The sequence below is a fragment of the Vibrio sp. 10N.286.51.E5 genome (assembly GCF_041469125.1).
Classification (GTDB): Bacteria; Pseudomonadota; Gammaproteobacteria; order Enterobacterales; family Vibrionaceae; genus Vibrio; species Vibrio crassostreae_C.
Window position 1 is genome coordinate 49681 of record NZ_JBFRJZ010000028.1, and the last position, 20759, is coordinate 70439.

15 protein-coding genes and 1 other RNA gene are annotated in these 20759 nt (G+C 46.1%); all 16 read left to right on the forward strand.

What is annotated here, in order from left to right; all coding sequences use genetic code 11:
• The first annotated feature begins 67 nt into the window (after positions 1–67).
• The 16 genes from rnpB (at position 68) to secA (ending at position 20481) form a co-directional block, all read left to right on the forward strand.
• Positions 68–507, forward strand: an RNA gene (gene rnpB / locus AB4161_RS11180) — RNase P RNA component class A.
• A gap of 228 nt (positions 508–735) precedes the next feature.
• The gene (gene rsmH / locus AB4161_RS11185; protein ID WP_017066240.1) at positions 736–1686 is read left to right on the forward strand and encodes a 16S rRNA (cytosine(1402)-N(4))-methyltransferase RsmH; all 951 of its coding nucleotides are present in this window, start codon (positions 736–738) and stop codon (positions 1684–1686) included.
• Between the two features lie 3 nt (positions 1687–1689).
• The gene (ftsL, locus tag AB4161_RS11190; RefSeq protein WP_017062901.1) at positions 1690–2007 is read left to right on the forward strand and encodes a cell division protein FtsL; all 318 of its coding nucleotides are present in this window, start codon (positions 1690–1692) and stop codon (positions 2005–2007) included.
• The gene (locus AB4161_RS11195; RefSeq protein ID WP_008223684.1) at positions 2004–3761 is read left to right on the forward strand and encodes a peptidoglycan glycosyltransferase FtsI; all 1758 of its coding nucleotides are present in this window, start codon (positions 2004–2006) and stop codon (positions 3759–3761) included. The genes ftsL and AB4161_RS11195 overlap by 4 nt, the downstream gene beginning before the upstream one ends.
• Positions 3762–3779: 18 nt before the next feature.
• On the forward strand, positions 3780–5264 hold the full coding sequence (gene murE / locus AB4161_RS11200; protein WP_372083350.1) for a UDP-N-acetylmuramoyl-L-alanyl-D-glutamate--2,6-diaminopimelate ligase: 1485 nt from the start codon (positions 3780–3782) through the stop codon (positions 5262–5264).
• Positions 5264–6637, forward strand: a complete 1374-nt coding sequence (gene murF, locus AB4161_RS11205) for a UDP-N-acetylmuramoyl-tripeptide--D-alanyl-D-alanine ligase (protein WP_372083351.1) — start codon at positions 5264–5266, stop codon at positions 6635–6637. The genes murE and murF overlap by 1 nt, the downstream gene beginning before the upstream one ends.
• The gene (gene mraY, locus AB4161_RS11210) at positions 6634–7716 is read left to right on the forward strand and encodes a phospho-N-acetylmuramoyl-pentapeptide-transferase (RefSeq protein WP_017059284.1); all 1083 of its coding nucleotides are present in this window, start codon (positions 6634–6636) and stop codon (positions 7714–7716) included. The genes murF and mraY overlap by 4 nt, the downstream gene beginning before the upstream one ends.
• Before the next feature lie 57 nt (positions 7717–7773).
• On the forward strand, positions 7774–9090 hold the full coding sequence (gene murD / locus AB4161_RS11215; RefSeq protein WP_372083352.1) for a UDP-N-acetylmuramoyl-L-alanine--D-glutamate ligase: 1317 nt from the start codon (positions 7774–7776) through the stop codon (positions 9088–9090).
• A 22-nt stretch (positions 9091–9112) separates the two neighbouring features.
• A complete protein-coding gene (gene ftsW / locus AB4161_RS11220) occupies positions 9113–10309 on the forward strand; it encodes a cell division protein FtsW (RefSeq protein WP_017059286.1) in 1197 nt (398 codons plus the stop codon).
• Between the two features lie 12 nt (positions 10310–10321).
• Positions 10322–11383 (forward strand): undecaprenyldiphospho-muramoylpentapeptide beta-N-acetylglucosaminyltransferase, encoded by a 1062-nt coding sequence (murG, locus tag AB4161_RS11225; protein WP_372083353.1) that lies wholly within the window; start codon positions 10322–10324, stop codon positions 11381–11383.
• A gap of 13 nt (positions 11384–11396) precedes the next feature.
• Positions 11397–12857 carry a UDP-N-acetylmuramate--L-alanine ligase gene (gene murC / locus AB4161_RS11230; RefSeq protein ID WP_017059288.1) on the forward strand — a complete coding sequence of 487 codons (1461 nt, stop codon included), beginning with the start codon at positions 11397–11399 and terminating at the stop codon, positions 12855–12857.
• Between the two features lie 278 nt (positions 12858–13135).
• Positions 13136–13828, forward strand: coding sequence for a cell division protein FtsQ/DivIB (locus tag AB4161_RS11235; RefSeq protein WP_017059290.1), 693 nt, complete (start codon positions 13136–13138; stop codon positions 13826–13828).
• A complete protein-coding gene (ftsA, locus tag AB4161_RS11240) occupies positions 13821–15089 on the forward strand; it encodes a cell division protein FtsA (RefSeq protein WP_010434747.1) in 1269 nt (422 codons plus the stop codon). Before AB4161_RS11235 ends, ftsA begins: the two co-directional genes overlap by 8 nt.
• Positions 15090–15120: 31 nt before the next feature.
• Entirely contained in the window at positions 15121–16350 is a 1230-nt protein-coding gene (ftsZ, locus tag AB4161_RS11245) for a cell division protein FtsZ (protein ID WP_010434749.1), read from the forward strand.
• Between the two features lie 96 nt (positions 16351–16446).
• Positions 16447–17364, forward strand: a complete 918-nt coding sequence (gene lpxC, locus AB4161_RS11250) for a UDP-3-O-acyl-N-acetylglucosamine deacetylase (protein WP_010434751.1) — start codon at positions 16447–16449, stop codon at positions 17362–17364.
• Positions 17365–17754: 390 nt separating this feature from the next.
• The gene (secA, locus tag AB4161_RS11255) at positions 17755–20481 is read left to right on the forward strand and encodes a preprotein translocase subunit SecA (RefSeq protein ID WP_017059292.1); all 2727 of its coding nucleotides are present in this window, start codon (positions 17755–17757) and stop codon (positions 20479–20481) included.
• Positions 20482–20759: the final 278 nt, after the last annotated feature.

The following is a 20759-nucleotide window of genomic DNA, read 5'->3' on the forward strand; positions in this document are numbered from 1 at the left end:
TAGAGGTTTGCACCATATTTGTGATCTCGCTAGACACTGCACCCTAATCTCTATACAATCCGCCCTCGGAGTTGAACGGGTAATCGCTGCTTTGCTGATGTCCTTCGGGAGACTGACGTTGAGGTCCTTCGGGAAACTGACGTTGAAGTCCTTCGGGAGACTGGTAGAGGGGAGGAACGTCCGGGCTCCATAGAGCAGGGTGCCAGATAACGTCTGGGGGGCGCGAGCCCACGACAAGTGCAGCAGAGAGAAGACCGCCGATGGCCTCATTTCTTCGGAAGGGGCACAGGTAAGGCTGAAAGGGTGCGGTAAGAGCGCACCGTGCGACTGGCAACAGTTCGTAGCAAGGTAAACTCCACCCGGAGCAAGATCAAATAGGCCCTCACATTGCGTTGCTCGCGTATGGGGGCGGGTAGATTGCTTGAGCCTGTGAGCGATTGCAGGCCTAGACGAATGGTTACCGCCGCGCAAGCGGAACAGAACCCGGCGTATGTGTCAACTCCACCTATATAAAGAACCCATCATTACTTAACGGTAGTGATGGGTTTTTTGCTTTATATTGACGTAAATTATTTAGATTTCCTTAGAATCCTTCACCCTGATATGAGCTTGGGTCAAAAATTCCCAAAGCCTATACACAATATGGTGGAGATACGGCGTGAAATCAGTACACTAAAACGTTAATAGAACAAATTATTGCCGAACTAATGGCTCAATCCACTCACTGAGAAGACTATGACAGAAGCATTCAAACATATTTCAGTATTGCTTAACGAATCTATTGACGGACTTGCGATCAAACCTGACGGTACCTACATCGATGGTACTTTTGGCCGTGGTGGTCACAGCCGTACAATCCTGTCTAAACTGGGCGAGAATGGACGACTCTTTAGTATTGACCGCGATCCACAAGCGATTGCAGAAGCGCAAAAGATTGATGACCCTCGTTTTACGATTATTCACGGCCCGTTCTCAGGTATGGCTGAATATGCGGAGCGTTATGACTTAGTCGGTCAAGTGGATGGTGTGTTACTGGATCTAGGTGTTTCTTCACCACAGCTAGATGACGCTGAGCGTGGCTTTAGCTTCATGAAAGACGGTCCGCTTGATATGCGTATGGACCCAACAACCGGTATTCCTGTCTCTCAGTGGTTAGTTGAAGCCGATCTTGATGACATCACATGGGTTATCCGTGAGTTCGGTGAAGACAAACACGCTCGTCGTATCGCGAAAGGCATCATCGCTTATCAAGAGAATGAAGAGAACGAACCTCTAACGCGCACTGGTCAGTTGGCTAAGCTTATCTCGGATGTAGCTCCAAAAAGCTTCAAAGAGAAAAAGCACCCAGCAACACGTGCTTTCCAAGCCTTCCGTATCTACATCAACAGTGAACTTGAAGAGATCGATACAGCCCTGAAAGGCGCAGCAAGCATTCTTGCTCCTGAAGGCCGTTTGTCTGTTATTAGCTTTCATTCTCTTGAAGACCGCATGGTGAAGCGCTTTATCCGTAAAGAGAGCCAAGGTCCGCAAGTACCACATGGCCTGCCACTAACAGAAGAGCAGATCAAAGCGCTAGGCAGTGCTGATCTTAAGCCTGTTGGTAAAGCGATCAAGCCTTCTAAAGATGAAGTGGATGAGAATACTCGTTCGCGTAGCTCAGTATTACGAATCGCAGAAAAGCTATAGTCAATGAAGACCTCCAAACCTAACTTAGCCAAGATAATATTTTTTGATTTGATCTCCGTGGGTAAAGTCCCATTGGTGCTGCTTATCTGTATCTTCGCGAGCGCGATGGGGGTCGTTCTCACGACACACATGTCACGTCAGGCAATCACGCAAAAAGACATGGCATTGAGTGAGCGTGAACAGCTTGATAATGAATGGCGAAATTTAATGCTTGAAGAGACGGCTCTGGCTGAACATAGCCGCGTTCAAGCATCGGCAAAACGAGAGCTAGACATGAAACGTCCAGACTCCGACAAAGAAGTTGTGATCACACTGAAATGACCGGAAAAAAGGAAAAAGCCCCCGCGAAAGCCGTTAAGAAACCAACGAAAGAGCGAGTGAAGAGCGAAAAGGACTCGGATCCAATTCTGATTAAATGGCGTTTCAACGTCGTTATTGCTTTTGTGTTGGTTGCCTTTTCTGTACTAGTAGGTCGTGTGGCTTACATCCAAGTCATTGAACCAGATAACTTAATTCGTCAGGGCGACCTTCGTTCTGTACGTGTTAAGGCTATTCCTTCTGCCCGCGGTATTATTTCAGACCGCAATGGCGAACCACTTGCCGTCAGTGTGCCTGTTGAGGCGGTATGGGCTGACCCGAAAACCATCTTCGATAAAAATGGCATGGCCCAAATTGATCGTTGGTATGCGCTAGCTGATGTACTTGGCTTAGATCGACAATCGATGATCAACAAGATCTCCAGCGACAAATCTCGTCGTTTTATCTACCTACAAAGACAAGTTAGCCCAGCAATGGCGAAATACATCCGCGACTTAAAGCTGGTGGGTATTGGTCTTAAAGCAGAATCACGTCGTTATTACCCAGCCGGTGAAGTCAGCGCGCATCTTATTGGTGTGACCGGAATTGATGGACACGGCCTAGAAGGTGTCGAGCGCAGCTACGATAAGTGGCTCACGGGTGAAGCAGGTAAACGTACAATCCGTAAAGACCGTTACGGGCGAGTAGTTGAAAACATTGCACTAGAAGAGCGTGAAGAAGGTAAACCACTCGAATTGACCATCGATCAGCGCTTACAAGCCATCGCTTATCGAGCGATTAAACAGGCGGTAGCCGATCACAAGGCGACGTCTGGATCTGCCATCTTATTAGACGTAAAAACGGGTGCGGTTTTGGCCATGGTTAACGCACCGTCTTACAACCCAAACAATCGTGCTGATTTACAAAGCTTTAAGATGCGTAACCGCGTGATCACCGATGCTTTTGAGCCAGGTTCGACGGTTAAGCCGTTTGTTGTTCTTGCCGCTCTCGAAAATGGTACCGCGGATGCTGATACTGTAATTGATACGGGTAACGGCATCATGCAAATCGGTGGTAGCCGTGTACGTGATACTTCCAAAGTTGGTAAGGCAGACTTGGCGTTAATCCTTAAGAAGTCGAGTAACATCGGTGTGGCGAAGTTAGCACTGGATATGCCACTTGAAGCGCTACTGGGCATGTACAGTTCTGTTGGTCTTGGCGAGATGTCTGGGCTGAATCTAGTCGGTGAGACCGCGGGTATTTTCCCGAACCGTCGACGCTGGTCTAAGTTTGAAATCGCTACCTTATCCTTTGGTTATGGTCTAGCGATTACTCCGCTGCAATTGGCTCATGCCTATGCGACGTTAGCGAATCACGGTGTTTACGAACCTATCCATATCGTTAAAAGCAACGACCAAGATTTCTCAAAACAGATCATCAAGCGCGAAAATGCTGAGTTGGTTTTGAACATGCTAGAAGGCGTAACCCAAAAGGGCGGTACAGCGACAAGAGCTGCCGTGCCGGGTTACCGAGTAGCAGCAAAAACAGGTACATCTAGAAAAGCGATTTCCGGTGGTTATGGAGACGAGTACTTCGCCTATACCGCAGGTGTTGCTCCAGTGAGTGACCCAAGAGTCTCTTTGGTTGTGATGATCAATGAACCTCAAGGTGACCTCTACTATGGTGGCTCGGTCGCAGCCCCTGTTTTTTCTGAAATCATGAAGGGCGCACTGCAAATTCTGAATGTCCCTGCTGATGAAAACAAGTTTCAAGAATAGAGTCAATCAGGATTCAATATGAGTAATAGCCTCACGCTGTCATCTTTACTTTCTCCTTGGGGGGATTTTAGTGCTCCCGAGTTAGCGTCGATTGCGGTTGAGCAATTGGAACTCGACAGTCGTGCCATCAAGGACGGTGATATTTTTGTTGCCATTGTAGGGCACGCAGTCGATGGTCGTCGTTTTATCGATAAAGCCATTGCTCAAGGTGCAAAGGCGGTTATTGCACAAGCAAGCGATGACAAAACGCACGGCTTGGTTGAATGGTTAAATGCAGTGCCGGTGGTTTATGTATCTGATCTAAATTCAATTCTCTCTGAACTGGCCGGTCGTGTTTACTCGTCTCAGGCGACTAAGCTGATTGGTGTTACCGGCACCAATGGCAAAACCACTATCACCCAATTGATTGCTCAGTGGCTAGATTTAGTCGGCCAACGCTCTGCGGTAATGGGCACCACGGGTAACGGTTTTCTAGACAACCTTAAAACGGCGGCGAATACGACCGGTAGTGCGATTGAAATACAACGTACGCTGAGTGAGTTGGCTGAAGAAAACGCTGTTTATACCGCGATGGAAATCTCGTCTCATGGTTTGGTTCAAGGCCGAGTTAAGGCATTGGATTTTGAGGCTGGTGTATTTACTAACTTGAGCCGTGACCACTTGGATTACCACGGCACGATGCAAGAGTACGCTCTGGCTAAGAAGAGCTTGTTTACTCAGCATAAGTGTAAGCACGCTGTGATTAATGTTGATGATGAAGTCGGTAAAGCTTGGATGGCTGATCTGTCCAATGCAGTAGCTGTGTCATTGCTTCCGTTATCGGGCTACCAGCAGTCAGTATGGGCATCGGATGTTGCTTATGCAGAGACGGGTATCAAACTCGCTTTTGATGGTAGCTGGGGGCAGGGACAACTGTCTGTTCCTTTAATTGGCCAGTTCAACGCATCAAATGTATTGGTTGCTTTCGCGACCCTACTTGTACTAGGCATCGACAAGCAAACCTTGACCGACACAGCACCTCAATTGCAACCTGTTATTGGTCGCATGGAATTGTTCCAAGTACCAAACAAAGCGAAAGTGGTTGTCGACTACGCGCATACACCTGACGCATTAGAGAAAGCATTGGCAGCACTACGTGTACATTGCTCTGGAAAGCTATGGGCAATCTTTGGCTGCGGTGGTGATCGAGATACAGGCAAGCGCCCTATGATGGCGGTTACCGCAGAGCAGTTCGCCGATAACATTATTATTTCAGATGACAACCCTCGCAGTGAAGACCCGGCATTGATTGTTAAAGACATGCTGGCAGGTTTAAGTGAGCCTGAAGTCGCCTTTGTTGAACACGATCGCTTTCAGGCGGTTAAGTTTGCTCTAGAGCAGGCGGGTAATAACGACATTATTCTTCTGGCTGGTAAAGGCCATGAGGATTACCAAGTATTAAAAGACAAAACGATCCACTATTCGGATCGAGAGTCAGCACTACAACTTTTAGGTATTTCATAATGATTGATGTATCACTCGAGCAGATCTGCTCCGTGGTCAGTGGTCAGCTGATAGAGGCTGGCAAATCGAGCAATAGTTTGATCAATGCGGTTTCTACCGATACTCGCACCGTTGAAGAAGGTGCACTGTTTGTTGCTCTCGTAGGTGAACGTTTTGATGCGCATGATTTTTGTGGTCAGGCTGTTGAGGCCAATGCGAGTGCGTTATTAGTTCAACGAAAACTTGACCTAAATATTACTCAAGTTGTTGTTGAAGACACTAAACTTGCTTTAGGTCAGCTAAGTGCTTGGATCCACAAACAATGTAACGTGCCAACCATGGCGATAACAGGAAGCTGTGGCAAAACGACCGTCAAAGAGATGGTCGCGAGTATTCTACAACAACGTGGCAAAGTGCTGTTTACAGCGGGTAACTTCAATAATGATATTGGAGTACCACTAACCTTGCTGCGCAGTGAACCCAATGACGACTATGCCGTGATAGAACTGGGCGCGAACCACATTGGTGAAATTGCCTATACCACGCAGCTTGTGAAACCACAGGTGGCCTTAGTGAATAACGTTGCTGCCGCGCATCTAGAGGGCTTTGGCTCAATTGATGGTGTTAAACAAGCGAAAGGCGAAATTTTTCAGGGGCTTGCTGCTGGTGATACTGCTATTGTTAACCTAGAGAGCAATGGTGGTGACTTCTGGAAAGATGTGCTTGCAGACAAAAACGTACTGACCTTTTCTGAAAGTGATGACACGGCGGATTACTTTTCGACGAATATTCGCATCAACGAGCAGGGTGAAGCTTGCTTTGATATGCAGACCCCGCAAGGTGCTATCGATGTCGAACTTGGCATTATTGGTCAGCACAATGTAGCCAACGCATTAGCCGCAGCAGCACTGAGCATTCAATTCGGTGCCACGCTTGCAGAAATTAAAAGCGGTTTAGCGAATCTCATCTCAGTTAAAGGCCGAGTTGAGGTTCAACAATTAAGTCAGAATATCAAGCTGATAGATGACAGTTACAACGCCAGTGTACCGGCAATGAAGGCTGCAGCTAAATTGTTGTCGAGCTTCAAAGGTCAGCGTTGGTTGATTTTAGGCAATATGGCTGAGTTAGGCGATGAAAGCCTTGCACTTCACCGTCAAGTCGGTGAATATGCTGCCCCATTCGCTTTTGAGCATGTACTCACTTACGGTGATGATACCAAGGTGATTAGTGAAGTGTGTAACGGCACTCACTTTGCAACGCATGAAGCGATGATCGCGCACATAGAGCAGCACTTGAGCTTGCCAGAAAACGCGCCACATACCTTGTTGGTAAAAGGCGCCAATAGTGCAGGAATGAGTAAAATAGCCGCTGCTTTAAAGGAGAACTTTTCATGATAATTTGGCTTGCAGAGCTACTACAGCCACACTTTTCTTTTTTCCGTTTGTTCGAATACTTATCGTTTCGTGCAATCGCGAGCATTTTGACGGCTTTATGTCTGTCGCTGTGGATGGGACCTCGTTTAATTGAGCGTCTGCAAATGCTGCAAATTGGCCAAGTTGTTCGTAATGACGGCCCAGAGTCTCACTTCAGTAAGCGTGGTACACCAACCATGGGTGGTGTGATGATCCTTGCTGCGATCATCATTACGGTCTTACTTTGGGCTGACTTATCAAACCCTTACGTTTGGGCCGTACTTGTCGTGCTAGGCGGTTACGGTGCAGTTGGTTTTGTTGATGATTATCGTAAAGTCGTTCGTAAGAACACTGATGGCTTGATTGCGCGTTGGAAGTACTTCTGGCAATCGGCTATTGCATTGGTTGTGGCGTTTGCTCTGTATGCTCATGGGCAAGACACTGCTGCGACACAATTAGTGGTGCCTTTCTTTAAAGATGTGATGCCACAACTTGGTTTACTGTACATTGTTCTAACTTACTTTGTTATTGTGGGTACCAGTAACGCGGTAAACCTAACTGATGGCCTAGATGGCTTGGCGATTATGCCAACGGTTATGGTTGCTGCGGGTTTTGCTGTTATCGCTTGGGCGACAGGTAACGTTAACTTTGCAGCATACCTACACATTCCATACATCCCATACACCTCTGAACTGGTGGTGGTATGTACTGCTATCGTTGGTGCAGGCCTTGGCTTCCTATGGTTTAACACTTACCCAGCACAAGTATTCATGGGCGATGTTGGCTCTCTAGCACTGGGTGGTGCGTTAGGTGTGATTGCGGTACTCGTTCGTCAAGAGTTGGTACTAGTGATCATGGGTGGTGTGTTTGTAATGGAGACTCTGTCAGTGATTCTGCAGGTGGGCTCTTACAAATTGCGTGGTCAGCGTATTTTCCGCATGGCACCGATTCACCACCACTATGAACTTAAAGGTTGGCCAGAGCCGCGTGTTATCGTGCGTTTTTGGATAATCTCAATGGTATTAGTACTGGTTGGCCTAGCGACACTGAAAGTTCGTTAATCCTATGTGAGCCTCTGAGTAGGGGCTCTTTAAAACTATTAAGAGCATCTTGTTTAAATGGAACGTTGGCAAAATATTCAAAATGTAGTGGTTGTGGGGCTCGGTATTACCGGGCTCTCTGTCGTTAAACATCTCGTAAAATATCAGCCTCATACTCATGTGAAGGTGATTGATACGCGAGAGCTACCACCAGGAAAGGAATCTTTGCCTGAGTCGGTAGAGCTGCATTCTGGAAGCTGGAATAGCCAATGGTTAGCGGAAGCTGATTTGGTGGTAGCTAACCCAGGTATCGCCTTAGCAACCCCTGAAATTCAAGATGTGCTTCAAGCAGGTACGCCTGTTGTCGGTGACATTGAGTTGTTTGGCTGGGCGGTGAATAAACCTGTCGTGGCGATTACTGGTTCAAACGGCAAGAGTACCGTGACGGATTTGACAGGCGTACTTGCTAAAGCGGCTGGCCTTAACGTTGGTGTCGGTGGCAATATTGGTATTCCGGCTTTAGACCTTCTTGAGCTTGATGCAGATTTATATGTGCTTGAGCTTTCAAGCTTCCAGTTAGAAACCACATCGAACCTAAACCTTGTAGCAGCAGCCTTTTTGAACCTGTCAGAAGATCACATGGATCGCTATCAGGGTATGGCTGATTATCGTGAAGCCAAGTTAAGAATTTTTAATAACGCGCAGTGTGCGATTGTTAATCGTGAAGACAAAGATACTTACCCTGACCAGACAATGCCATTGTTGACTTTTGGCCTAGATAACCAAGAGTTTGGTGTATCAATGATTGATAGTACTGAGTGGCTAGTCGATCACGGTAAACCTGTCCTTGCTACCCAAGATTTAACATTGGTTGGACGTCACAATGTGGCGAATGCGTTAGTCTCACTTGCACTATTGAAGCAAGTTGGTATCGACTACAGCAAAAGTCTTGAGGCTTTGAAGGCCTATAACGGTTTGACGCATCGTTGCCAAGTCGTGGCTGACAAGCGCGAAATCAAATGGGTTAATGACTCCAAAGCAACGAATGTAGCCAGCACATTGGCAGCCCTGTCTGGGTTGGAGTATCAAGGTACGTTATATCTTTTGGTTGGCGGCGTTGGTAAAGGTGCTGACTTTAGTGAGTTTGAACCCGTATTGGCGCAACTTGAGCGTGTTCAGCTGTGCTGTTTCGGTGAAGATGCAGAGCAATTCATGCCTCTGCACCCATCGGCACAAAAGTTCGATACCATGCAGCAGATAATCGAATCTATCTCGCCACAGCTGGTGGCTGGAGATATGGTGATGCTGTCTCCGGCGTGCGCAAGCTTCGATCAATTTAATAATTTCATGGCAAGAGGTGATGCGTTCACTGAGCTTGCTCATGAGTATGCTTAACGTGTTGAAGGACTAACATTCAGTGCAAAGAGTCAAAGAGATTAATCAATCCATCTGGCAGTGGCTAAACCGTGCTACTCCCGAGGCGCTTTACGATCGTCAATTGGTGTGGATTGCTCTTGGGCTAATGCTGACAGGTTTGGTGATGGTGACGTCTGCTTCGTTCCCCATCAGTGCTCGTTTAACCGATCAGCCGTTTCACTTTATGTTCCGTCATGCCATCTTCCTTGTATTGGCGTTAGGTGTCTCTAGCGTCATATTGCAAATCCCGATGCAACGCTGGTTTCAATACAGTATGTATCTACTGGGCTTGTCCTTCTTCTTGCTGATTGTGGTATTAGCCGTCGGTAAGTCGGTTAACGGCGCATCGCGTTGGATCCCATTAGGGCTATTTAACTTACAACCCGCTGAAGTCGCCAAGTTATCGCTGTTTATCTTTATGGCGGGCTACTTGGTTCGGAAGCAAGATGAAGTGAGAAAAACCTTCTTCGGTGGTTTTGGTAAACCGATCATGGTATTCGGCGCTTTTGCCGTGCTGCTGCTAGGCCAGCCCGATTTAGGTACTGTGGTCGTAATGCTAGTGACCCTGTTCGGCATGCTATTCATTGCTGGTGCCAAGCTTTCACAGTTTATCGCCTTGATGGTGGCAGGTATTGCCGCGGTCGTCGGTTTGATTGTTATAGAACCTTATCGTGTTCGACGTGTTACCTCATTCTGGGAACCTTGGAACGACCCGTTCGGCAGTGGTTACCAGTTAACTCAGTCATTGATGGCGTTTGGCCGTGGTGATTGGATGGGGCAAGGGCTCGGTAACTCAATTCAGAAACTCGAATACTTACCCGAAGCGCACACCGATTTTGTATTTGCTGTGTTGGCAGAAGAATTGGGTTTTGTTGGCGTGACCTTGGTCTTGATACTCATCTTTAGCTTGGTTTTTAAAGCCATTTTTATTGGCAAAAAAGCCTTTGAACACGATCAAGTGTTCAGCGGCTATCTGGCTTTTGGTATTGGTATTTGGTTTGCGTTTCAGACGCTTGTTAACGTAGGTGCTGCATCTGGCATCGTTCCGACCAAAGGTCTAACCCTACCGCTAATCAGTTATGGTGGTTCGAGTTTAATTGTTATGTCTGTGGCGGTATCAATGCTGCTGCGCATTGACCACGAATGCCGAATGCAACAAAAAGAACAAGCTGATAGTCAAAACGAATTAGTAGAATAAGAATCTAACGTGATGAAACAAAACAAAAAACTTTTAGTGATGGCTGGTGGTACTGGCGGTCACGTTTTCCCAGGGTTAGCAGTAGCGAAAAAGCTTCAGCAACAAGGTTGGGAAATTCGCTGGTTAGGCACAGCAGACAGAATGGAAGCGGATTTAGTGCCAAAGCATGGCATTGAAATCGACTTCATCAAAGTGAAAGGCCTGCGTGGTCAAGGCATTAGCAAGTTAATTAAAGCGCCGTTCCAGATTATTAATGCCATACTTCAAGCAAGGCAACACATCAAAGCATGGCAGCCTGATGTGGTACTTGGTATGGGTGGCTACGTGAGTGGCCCGGGTGGTATCGCGGCATGGTTGTCTGGCATTCCAGTGGTTCTCCATGAACAAAATGCAGTGGCAGGTTTAACCAACCAATGGCTGTCTAAGATTGCTAAAAAGGTTTTCCAAGCTTTCCCTGGTGCGTTTCCTACTGCAGAAGTGGTGGGTAACCCAGTACGCGAAGATGTGGTTGCCTTAGCTGAACCCGAGCAACGCATGGCTGAGCGTGATGGTGACATCCGCATCTTGGTTATGGGCGGCAGTCAGGGCGCAAAAATCCTAAACGATACCTTGCCAGTAACGATGGCGCAGCTTGGTGAAGGCTTCACTGTGATGCACCAAGCGGGTAAGAACAATCAACAACAAGTTATTGAGCAATACAAATCACATTCTGTTGGTAATGTTCAAGTGACTGAATTTATTGATGATGTGGCGCAAGCTTATGAGTGGGCAGATCTATTAGTGTGTCGCTCAGGAGCATTAACCGTATCTGAAGTCTCTGCGGCGGGTGTGGGTTCTATCTTCGTTCCGTTTATGCACAAAGACAGACAGCAAGCGTTGAACGCCGATCACTTAGTTGAATGTGGCGCTGCGTTAATGATTGAACAGCCTCAATTGACGGCTGATAAGCTAGCGAACACGATCGCTGAGCTTGATAGAAATGAATTAAAAATGATGGCAACAAAAGCTCGTCAAGCCGCCAAGCTTGATGCTGATGTGACCGTCGCTGAAGCGATTAAAGCTTTAGCAAAATAATGAGATTGAATTGATGACGATTGAACATACCCAAGACTTAGCGCAAATCCGTGCAATGGTGCCAGAGATGCGCCGTGTTAAATCTATCCACTTCATTGGTATTGGTGGTGCCGGAATGAGCGGGATTGCTGAAGTCTTGCTAAATGAAGGCTACCAGATCACGGGTTCTGATATTGCTCAAAACCCAGTGACTGATCGTTTAGTTAGCAAGGGTGCGACCGTTTATATCGGTCACCAAGCGAGTAACGTTGCCGACGCAAGTGTGGTGGTTGTTTCAACCGCTATCAACGAAGAAAACCCAGAAATTATTGCAGCTCGTGAAGCGCGCACACCGATCGTTCGTCGTGCAGAAATGCTGGCTGAGCTGATGCGTTTTCGTCACGGTATTGCTGTGGCAGGTACGCACGGTAAAACAACCACGACTGCGCTAGTGACACAGATTTACTCGGAAGCCGGCCTAGATCCAACCTTCGTAAACGGTGGTTTGGTTAAAAGTGCAGGCACAAACGCACGTTTAGGTTCAAGCCGTATCCTTATCGCTGAAGCTGATGAAAGTGATGCTTCATTTTTACATCTGCAACCTATGGTTAGTATCGTGACAAACATTGAAGCGGATCATATGGATACCTATGGCGGCGATTTCGAAACGCTAAAGCAGACATTTATCGATTTCCTACACAACCTGCCGTTCTACGGCCAGGCTGTGATGTGTGTAGATGATCCTGTTGTACGTGAACTTATCCCTCAGGTGAGCCGCCAAGTGATTACTTACGGCTTCTCTGAAGACGCAGATATTCGTATTGAAAACTACGTACAAGAAGGTCAACAAGGCAAGTTTACGGTTGTACGTGAAGGTAAAGCTAACTTAGATATCACGTTGAACATTCCAGGTCGCCACAACGCATTGAATGCATCGGCTGCGATTGCTGTTGCAACAGAAGATGACATCAGCGATGAAGCGATTCTCAAAGCGATGGCGGGAACGGAAGGCACGGGTCGCCGTTTCGATCACCTAGGTGAGTATGAAACAGGTAAAGGCGTTGCAATGCTGGTCGATGATTACGGTCATCACCCAACCGAAGTTGATGTGACGATTCAAGCTGCTCGTAGTGGCTGGACTGATAAACGTCTTGTTATGATCTTCCAACCGCACCGTTATAGCCGTACTCGCGATCTGTATGATGATTTCGCGAACGTTCTTGAGCAGGTTGATGTCCTAATTCTGTTAGATGTTTATTCTGCAGGTGAGAAACCTATTGCAGGGGCTGACGGACGCTCATTAAGTCGAACTATTCGTGGGCGTGGTAAGATAGACCCAATCTTTGTTGCCGATATCAACGCACTGCCATCGGCTTTAGCCAACGTAATTCAAGGCGGTGACCTTGTTTTAACGCAGGGTGCAGGCGATGTTGGTCGAGTAGCGAAGCAGTTGGAATCGTTACAGTTAGACATTAATAAAATGCAGAACGCGTAACAGAATACTGTCTACAGACTGTGGTCAATCGCTCACTTCTTGCGATTGACCTAAAATTGACCAAAAATCTTATTATCAACGTTTGATAGTTTGATTTTGCTCAGTATAATTCATAGGTTAAAGTAAGTGCTTTTACCTCTATTACGAAGATAGGGAATAGAATTGCGAACCAACGACAGGGAATGCGGGCTTTGGTAGAAAGTACTTTTAGCGAAAACCGCCACCTATTCAGTTTACCGTCGCTCAAGAAACACGCCTTAGGCGGGTCTTTTTTTGTCATGGTATTGCTATTCATTGGGTTTCTTTTCTATACCACACTAACTTGGATGTGGGACGATCAGCGATTGCCTCTCTCCAAAATAGTACTTCAAGGCGACTTAACTTACGTAACCGCTGGTGATGTTCAACATGCCTTTAGCGAGCTAGAGCACATTGGAACCTTCATGTCGCAAGACATCGGTGTGTTGCAAGACAGTTTAGAAGCGTTACCTTGGGTTTCAGTGGTCTCCATTCGTAAGCAGTGGCCAGACACAATAAAAGTATTTTTGACTGAGTACCATGCGGCAGCAATCTGGAACGGTAACATGCTGCTGAATGACGATGGTCAGGTGTTTAATGGTGATATCGGCCTGTTGAAGGGCGATAGAGTTAAGCTTTACGGCCCAGACGGCACCAGCCAAGAAGTGATAGAAAAGTGGCGACAGATAACCCCTTTGATTAACAGTCTAGGGTTAACCGTTACCTCTCTCGTTCTCAATGAGCGTCGCGCTTGGCAAATAATCCTAGATAACGGTATCCGTTTAGAACTAGGTAAAGATTCTTTAGATGAGCGTGTTGAACGCTTCATTTCGCTTTACAACGAACTTGGTAGTAAAGCGAATCAAGTGAGCTACATCGACCTCAGGTATGATACGGGAGCCGCTGTAGGCTGGTTTCCAGAGCAAGAGTTAGAAGAGAGCACAGATGACTAAGACCGCAGATGACAACATAATCGTTGGTCTTGATATAGGCACTGCGACCATATCAGCTCTAGTTGGTGAAATATTGCCTGATGGTCAAATCAATATCATTGGTTCAGGGCAAAGCCCATCCAGAGGTATGGATAAAGGTGGTGTAAACGACCTAGAGTCGGTAGTTAAGTCGGTTCAGCGAGCTATTGATCAAGCAGAGTTGATGGCGGAATGCCAAATCAGCAATGTATTTATCTCGCTATCGGGTAAACATATCGCAAGCCGAATTGAAAAAGGCATGGGCACTATCTCTGATGAAGAGGTGTCTCAAGACGATATGGATCGAGCGATCCATACCGCGAAATCAATTAAAATAGGTGATGAGCAGAGAATTCTGCACGTGATCCCACAAGAATTTACCATTGATTATCAAGAAGGGATTAAGAACCCACTTGGCTTATCTGGTGTTCGAATGGAAGTCAGTGTTCACCTAATTTCTTGCCATAGCGACATGGCGAGAAACATTATTAAAGCTGTTGAACGATGTGGTCTCACAGTAGAACAAATCGTGTTTTCAGGACTTGCCTCAAGCAATGCGGTAATTACTGAAGACGAGAGAGAGCTTGGAGTATGTGTTGTCGATATCGGTGCGGGTACAATGGATATTTCCATTTGGACTGGCGGCGCACTTCGACACACAGAAGTCTTTTCCTACGCAGGAAATGCAGTAACCAGTGATATTGCCTTCGCTTTCGGCACGCCAGTGAGCGATGCTGAAGAGATAAAAGTAAACCATGGTTGCGCTCTGAGTGAACTCGTAAGCAAGGATGACTCTGTTAACGTCCCAAGTGTTGGTGGTCGCCCATCGAGAAGTTTGCAACGACAAACTTTGTCGGAAGTGATTGAACCACGTTACACTGAACTTATGGGTCTCGTTAACCAAACTATTGATACGGTTCAATTACAGCTACGAGATGAAGGTATTAAACACCACCTTGCAGCTGGCGTCGTTCTCACTGGTGGAGCGGCACAAATTGACGGATTGGTAGAGTGTGCGGAACGTGTTTTCCGCAATCAAGTTCGAGTTGGTAAGCCGTTAGAAGTTAGTGGCTTAACTGACTATGTTAAAGAGCCGTATCATTCTACGGCGGTTGGTTTACTTCATTACGCAAGAGATTGTCAGATCAGTGATGAAGGTGATTACAGCGAACCTAAGCGTTCAGCACCTTCTATGTCTGGTTTATTTGGCAAATTGCGTAATTGGATACAAAAAGAGTTTTAACCTGAGTTGCAGGAAAAAACGGAGATAACACATGTTTGAACCGATGATGGAAATGTCTGACGATGCAGTAATTAAAGTCGTTGGAGTTGGTGGCGGTGGCGGTAACGCTGTTGAGCACATGGTACGTGAATCAATCGAAGGCGTAGAATTCATCAGTGTTAACACTGATGCACAAGCACTTCGTAAAACAAGCGTGAGCAGCGTGATCCAAATTGGTGGTGATATCACTAAAGGTTTGGGCGCTGGTGCAAACCCACAAGTAGGCCGTGATGCAGCTCTCGAAGATCGAGAAAGAATTAAAGAAGTTCTAACTGGCGCCGATATGGTATTTATCGCAGCTGGTATGGGCGGTGGGACTGGTACAGGTGCTGCTCCAGTTATTGCTGAAGTTGCGAAAGAGTTGGGTGTGCTGACGGTTGCTGTTGTAACTAAGCCATTTAGCTTTGAAGGCAAAAAGCGTTTAGCGTTTGCTGAGCAAGGTATTGAAGAGCTTTCTAAACATGTGGATTCATTAATTACGATTCCAAATGAAAAGCTACTTAAAGTACTTGGCCGCGGCGTAACTCTGCTAGAAGCTTTCGCAAGTGCAAATGATGTACTTAAAAACGCTGTACAAGGTATCGCTGAGCTAATTACTCGCCCTGGTATGATTAACGTCGATTTCGCGGATGTTCGCACCGTAATGTCTGAGATGGGTCATGCAATGATGGGTAGCGGTATCGCAAAAGGTGAAGACCGTGCTGAAGAAGCTGCTGAAACGGCAATTTCTAGCCCACTACTAGAAGACATCGACCTAGCTGGCGCACGTGGCGTTCTTGTGAACATCACAGCAGGCCTAGATATGCGTCTAGATGAATTCGAAACAGTAGGTAATACAGTTAAGGCATTCGCATCTGATAACGCAACAGTTGTGATTGGTACTTCTCTAGACCCTGATATGACGGATGAAATCCGTGTAACTGTTGTAGCAACAGGTATCGGCACAGAGAAAAAACCAGACATTACATTAGTTGCTGGTGGTAAAGCTAAGGTTGCACCAACTCCTCAACCACAGGTAGCGGCTCAAACTGCACCAAAAGTGGAAGAGAAAATGGCACAGCCATTGCAAGAGAAAACTGAGGTTAAACCTCAAGTTAAGCCACAGCCAACAACGTCACCTGTTTCTTCAGGTACAGGCGCTAGCCAGAGTGCTGCACCTAAAGCTGAGAAAGAGAGTGGATACTTAGATATTCCAGCATTCTTACGACGTCAGGCTGATTAACAAATACCCAAAATTTGACTATCGTCGAATTAATGGTAAAATTCGCGGTCGGTAAATACTGACCGTGATTTGTAGCACTGATAACGAGGCAAGCAGATGATCAGACAACGTACTCTGAAAGAAATTGTGAAAACAACTGGTGTGGGTCTCCACTCTGGTCGTAAAGTCACACTTACTCTTCGCCCGGCAGCTGCAAATACAGGTATTGTTTATCGTCGTACTGATGTAAATCCACCTGTAGATTTCCCAGCTGATCCAGCATCAGTTCGTGACACTATGTTATGTACTGCTCTTGTTAACGACGAAGGCGTACGTATTTCTACAGTGGAACACCTTAACGCAGCTTTAGCGGGTATGGGTATCGACAACATTATTGTTGAGGTTGATGCACCAGAGATCCCAATTATGGATGGTAGCGCAAGCCCATTTGTATATTTGCTACAGCAAGCAGGTGTAGAAACACTGAATGCAGCGAAGCGTTTTATTCGAATCAAAAAGCCTATCCGTTTTGAAGATGGCGATAAGTGGGCAGAATTCGTCCCATTTAACGGCTTCCGCATGGACTTTGAGATCGACTTTAACCATCCCGCTATTGAATCTGATGAGCAACGTTTGTTGTTTGATTTCTCTTCACAAGGTTTTGTGAAAGAAATTTCTCGCGCTCGTACTTTCGGTTTCATGCGTGATATTGAGTATCTACAATCCCAAAATCTAGTACTTGGCGGTAGCTTTGATAATGCTATCGTACTGGACGAATACCGAATTCTTAATGAAGAAGGTCTACGTTTTGACAATGAGTTCGTAACTCATAAAGTACTAGATGCGATTGGTGACTTGTACATGTGTGGACACGCTATTATTGGTGAGTTTCGTGCATACAAATCAGGTCACGGCCTAAACAACCAACTACTACGTGCAGTACTTGCTGACGCAGAAGCTTGGGAATGGGCAACATTCGAAGAAGAAGTAGGCTCTCCTGTTGCATTTGCTGAACCAGGAATGGTTCTAGCGTAATTGTTGTTTACAGCAATATAAGATTTCGAAAACCAGGTCATTGACCTGGTTTTTTTGTATCTATTTTCCAGATACAGTGTCGTCAACATCCGAAAGTTGTCTCCCAATGAGCTGCAGTCTGGCTAATCCATCAGCAATTAGAAAGAAAAGTTCCAAGCACATCAAACAAATGGGGTTATAAATGGTTGTTGGTGTGAAAATTACTTACACTAAAGGGCATTAATTTTAACTCAAGCCTTGAAAACTCTACTCTCAAGTACAATATCAAAGATACTAGATTTATCTCAGTATCCTTGGTTAGTAACTGAAGACTAGTTCATAGCTAGTAGAGACACTGACGGCATTTAAAATAGATCGCGGACGATCTGAGAACTAAGAGATTCCAAGCACATGATTACTAAGCTGCTGACAAAGGTAATTGGCAGTCGCAATGACAGAACACTGCGCCGCCTTAGAAAAATTGTAAAAGAAATTAATAACTTCGAACCAACGTTTGAAGCACTTTCAGACGAAGAACTAAAAGCAAAAACGGTTGAATTTCGTGAGCGCTTAGATAAAGGTGAATCGCTAGACCAACTTCTACCTGAAGCATTTGCTACGGTACGTGAAGCGTCTAAGCGTGTTTACGGCATGCGTCACTTTGACGTGCAAATGATTGGTGGCATGGTTCTAAATGCTGGCCAAATTGCAGAAATGCGTACTGGTGAAGGTAAGACTCTTACAGCAACCCTACCAGCTTATCTTAACGCCCTACCTAGCAAAGGTGTTCACGTAGTAACGGTGAACGACTACCTAGCGAAGCGTGATGCGGAAACAAACCGCCCATTATTTGAATTCCTTGGTATGACTGTTGGCGTAAACGTGCCAAACATGGCTCCACCAGAGAAGAAAGAAGCGTACCAAGCGGATATCCTATACGGAACAAACAACGAGTTTGGCTTCGATTACCTACGTGACAACATGGCTTTCCGTGCTGAAGATCGTGTTCAACGTGAGCGCTTCTTTGCTGTTGTCGATGAGGTTGACTCAATCTTAATCGATGAAGCTCGTACTCCACTTATTATCTCTGGCCCAGCTGAAGATAGTTCAGATCTTTACACGCGTATTAACACGTTGATCCCTAACCTTGAGCGCCAAGATAAAGAAGATTCTGAAGAGTACCGTGGTGAAGGTCACTACACCATGGACGAGAAATCGAAACAGGTTCACCTGACTGAAAACGGTCAAGAATTTGTAGAAGAGCTAATGGTCAAAAACGGCCTGATGGAAGAGGGTGACACGCTTTACTCTCCAACTAATATCAGCCTATTGCACCATGTTAATGCAGCGCTGCGTGCACACGTACTGTTTGAGAAAGACGTCGACTACATCGTTACTGAAGAAGGCGAAGTGGTTATCGTTGATGAACATACTGGTCGTACTATGCCAGGTCGTCGTTGGTCTGAAGGTTTACACCAAGCTGTTGAAGCTAAAGAAGGTGTGAAGATTCAGAATGAAAACCAGACGCTAGCATCGATTACATTCCAGAACTTCTTCCGTCTATACGAAAAACTGTCAGGTATGACAGGTACAGCCGATACAGAAGCTTTCGAATTTCAGTCTATCTACGGCCTAGAAACAGTGGTTATCCCAACCAACAAGCCTATGGTCCGTAACGATATGCCAGATGTGGTTTATCGTACCGAAGAAGACAAGTTCAATGCGATCATTGAAGACATCAAAGACCGTGTAGCTGCTGGTCAGCCATCATTGGTTGGTACGGTTTCTATCGAGAAGTCTGAACTACTGTCTAACGCACTGAAAAAAGCAAAAATTAAGCACAGCGTTCTAAATGCTAAATTCCACGAAATGGAAGCAGAGATCGTTGCACAAGCTGGTATGCCGAGTGCGGTAACTATCGCAACTAACATGGCTGGTCGTGGTACCGATATCGTATTAGGTGGTAGCTGGCAGGCACAAGTTGAGAAGCTAGAGAATCCAACCAAAGAGCAGATCGAGAAGATCAAAGCTGACTGGAGAGTAATCCACGATAAAGTGCTTGAGTCAGGTGGTCTGCACATCATTGGTACTGAGCGTCATGAATCTCGCCGTATCGACAACCAGCTACGTGGTCGTTCTGGTCGTCAAGGTGATGCGGGTTCTTCTCGTTTCTACCTATCAATGGAAGATTCTCTGCTACGTATCTTCACATCGGATCGTATGGCTGGTCTTATCCAAAGTGGTATGGATGAAGGCGAAGCGATCGAATCTAAGATGCTTTCTCGCTCAATTGAAAAAGCACAACGTAAAGTTGAAGGTCGTAACTTCGATATTCGTAAGCAGCTTCTTGAGTACGATGATGTAGCCAATGACCAACGTAAAGTGGTTTATGAGCTTCGTGATGAACTGATGAGCTCTGACGATATCAGCGAGATGATCGAACACAACCGTGAAGATGTATTGGCATCAGTGATTGATGAATACATCGCACCTCAGTCTCTTGAAGATATGTGGGATATCGCGGGTCTGCAAGATCGTCTGAAGAATGACTTCGATCTAGACTTTGATATTCAAGGTTGGTTAGACGAAGACGACAAGCTTTATGAAGAAGCATTGCGTGAGCGTATTCTTGCTATGGCGGTTGATTCGTACAAACAGAAAGAAGAAGTGGTTGGTGCTCAAGTACTGCGTAACTTCGAGAAATCTGTGATGTTACAAACGCTAGACGGCCTTTGGAAAGAGCACTTGGCTGCGATGGATCACCTTCGTCAAGGTATCCACTTACGTGGTTATGCTCAGAAGAACCCGAAACAAGAGTACAAGCGCGAGTCGTTTGAACTGTTTGAAGGCCTACTAGATGTACTGAAAACAGACGTTGTTACCATCCTTTCTAAAGTGCGCGTTCAGCAACAAGAAGAAGTTGAAAAGATGGAAGCTCAACGTCAAGCTCAAGCTGAAGAAGCGGCGCGTCGTGCACAAGCGCAACATGCAACAGCTGAAAACCAGCTAGCTGACGATGAAGCTGAAGCGGCATCTCCACAAACGGTAGTGCGTGACGAGCGTAAAGTTGGCCGTAACGAGCCATGCCCATGTGGTAGCGGTAAGAAGTACAAGCAGTGTCACGGTAAAATCGCGTAAGTTTAATGAATCGTTGCTGTAGCGCATGATAGCTGCGTTGGTGGTACTCACTTACAGTCGTAAGCTCCGTGCCACCGCCTTGCTCTCATACACTACAACTTAGCTTCATAAAACTGACAAATAGAATATAAAGAGTCGCTTAGGCGGCTCTTTTTGTATGTAAATTTCATGGCTTACTTTGTTACGCAAGGAAGTCGCCATTCCCTATAGCGAGAACGAGCGTAGTAGGGAATCTCGTTTAGTTAGGCTCACGTTGTTTTAGCTCCCCAGCTCAGTCG

Excerpts from the sequence above, each read along its gene's own strand:
- ftsA (WP_010434747.1), top strand. The coding sequence starts at position 13,821 with ATGACTAAGACCGCAGATGACAACATAATCGTTGGTCTTGATATAGGC.
- ftsZ (WP_010434749.1), top strand. The coding sequence starts at position 15,121 with ATGTTTGAACCGATGATGGAAATGTCTGACGATGCAGTAATTAAAGTC.
- mraY (WP_017059284.1), top strand. The coding sequence starts at position 6,634 with ATGATAATTTGGCTTGCAGAGCTACTACAGCCACACTTTTCTTTTTTC.
- murE (WP_372083350.1), top strand. The coding sequence starts at position 3,780 with ATGAGTAATAGCCTCACGCTGTCATCTTTACTTTCTCCTTGGGGGGAT.
- murF (WP_372083351.1), top strand. The coding sequence starts at position 5,264 with ATGATTGATGTATCACTCGAGCAGATCTGCTCCGTGGTCAGTGGTCAG.
- AB4161_RS11195 (WP_008223684.1), top strand. The coding sequence starts at position 2,004 with ATGACCGGAAAAAAGGAAAAAGCCCCCGCGAAAGCCGTTAAGAAACCA.
- AB4161_RS11235 (WP_017059290.1), top strand. The coding sequence starts at position 13,136 with ATGGTATTGCTATTCATTGGGTTTCTTTTCTATACCACACTAACTTGG.
- rsmH (WP_017066240.1), top strand. The coding sequence starts at position 736 with ATGACAGAAGCATTCAAACATATTTCAGTATTGCTTAACGAATCTATT.
- ftsL (WP_017062901.1), top strand. The coding sequence starts at position 1,690 with ATGAAGACCTCCAAACCTAACTTAGCCAAGATAATATTTTTTGATTTG.
- lpxC (WP_010434751.1), top strand. The coding sequence starts at position 16,447 with ATGATCAGACAACGTACTCTGAAAGAAATTGTGAAAACAACTGGTGTG.
- murG (WP_372083353.1), top strand. The coding sequence starts at position 10,322 with ATGAAACAAAACAAAAAACTTTTAGTGATGGCTGGTGGTACTGGCGGT.
- murC (WP_017059288.1), top strand. The coding sequence starts at position 11,397 with ATGACGATTGAACATACCCAAGACTTAGCGCAAATCCGTGCAATGGTG.
- murD (WP_372083352.1), top strand. The coding sequence starts at position 7,774 with ATGGAACGTTGGCAAAATATTCAAAATGTAGTGGTTGTGGGGCTCGGT.
- secA (WP_017059292.1), top strand. The coding sequence starts at position 17,755 with ATGATTACTAAGCTGCTGACAAAGGTAATTGGCAGTCGCAATGACAGA.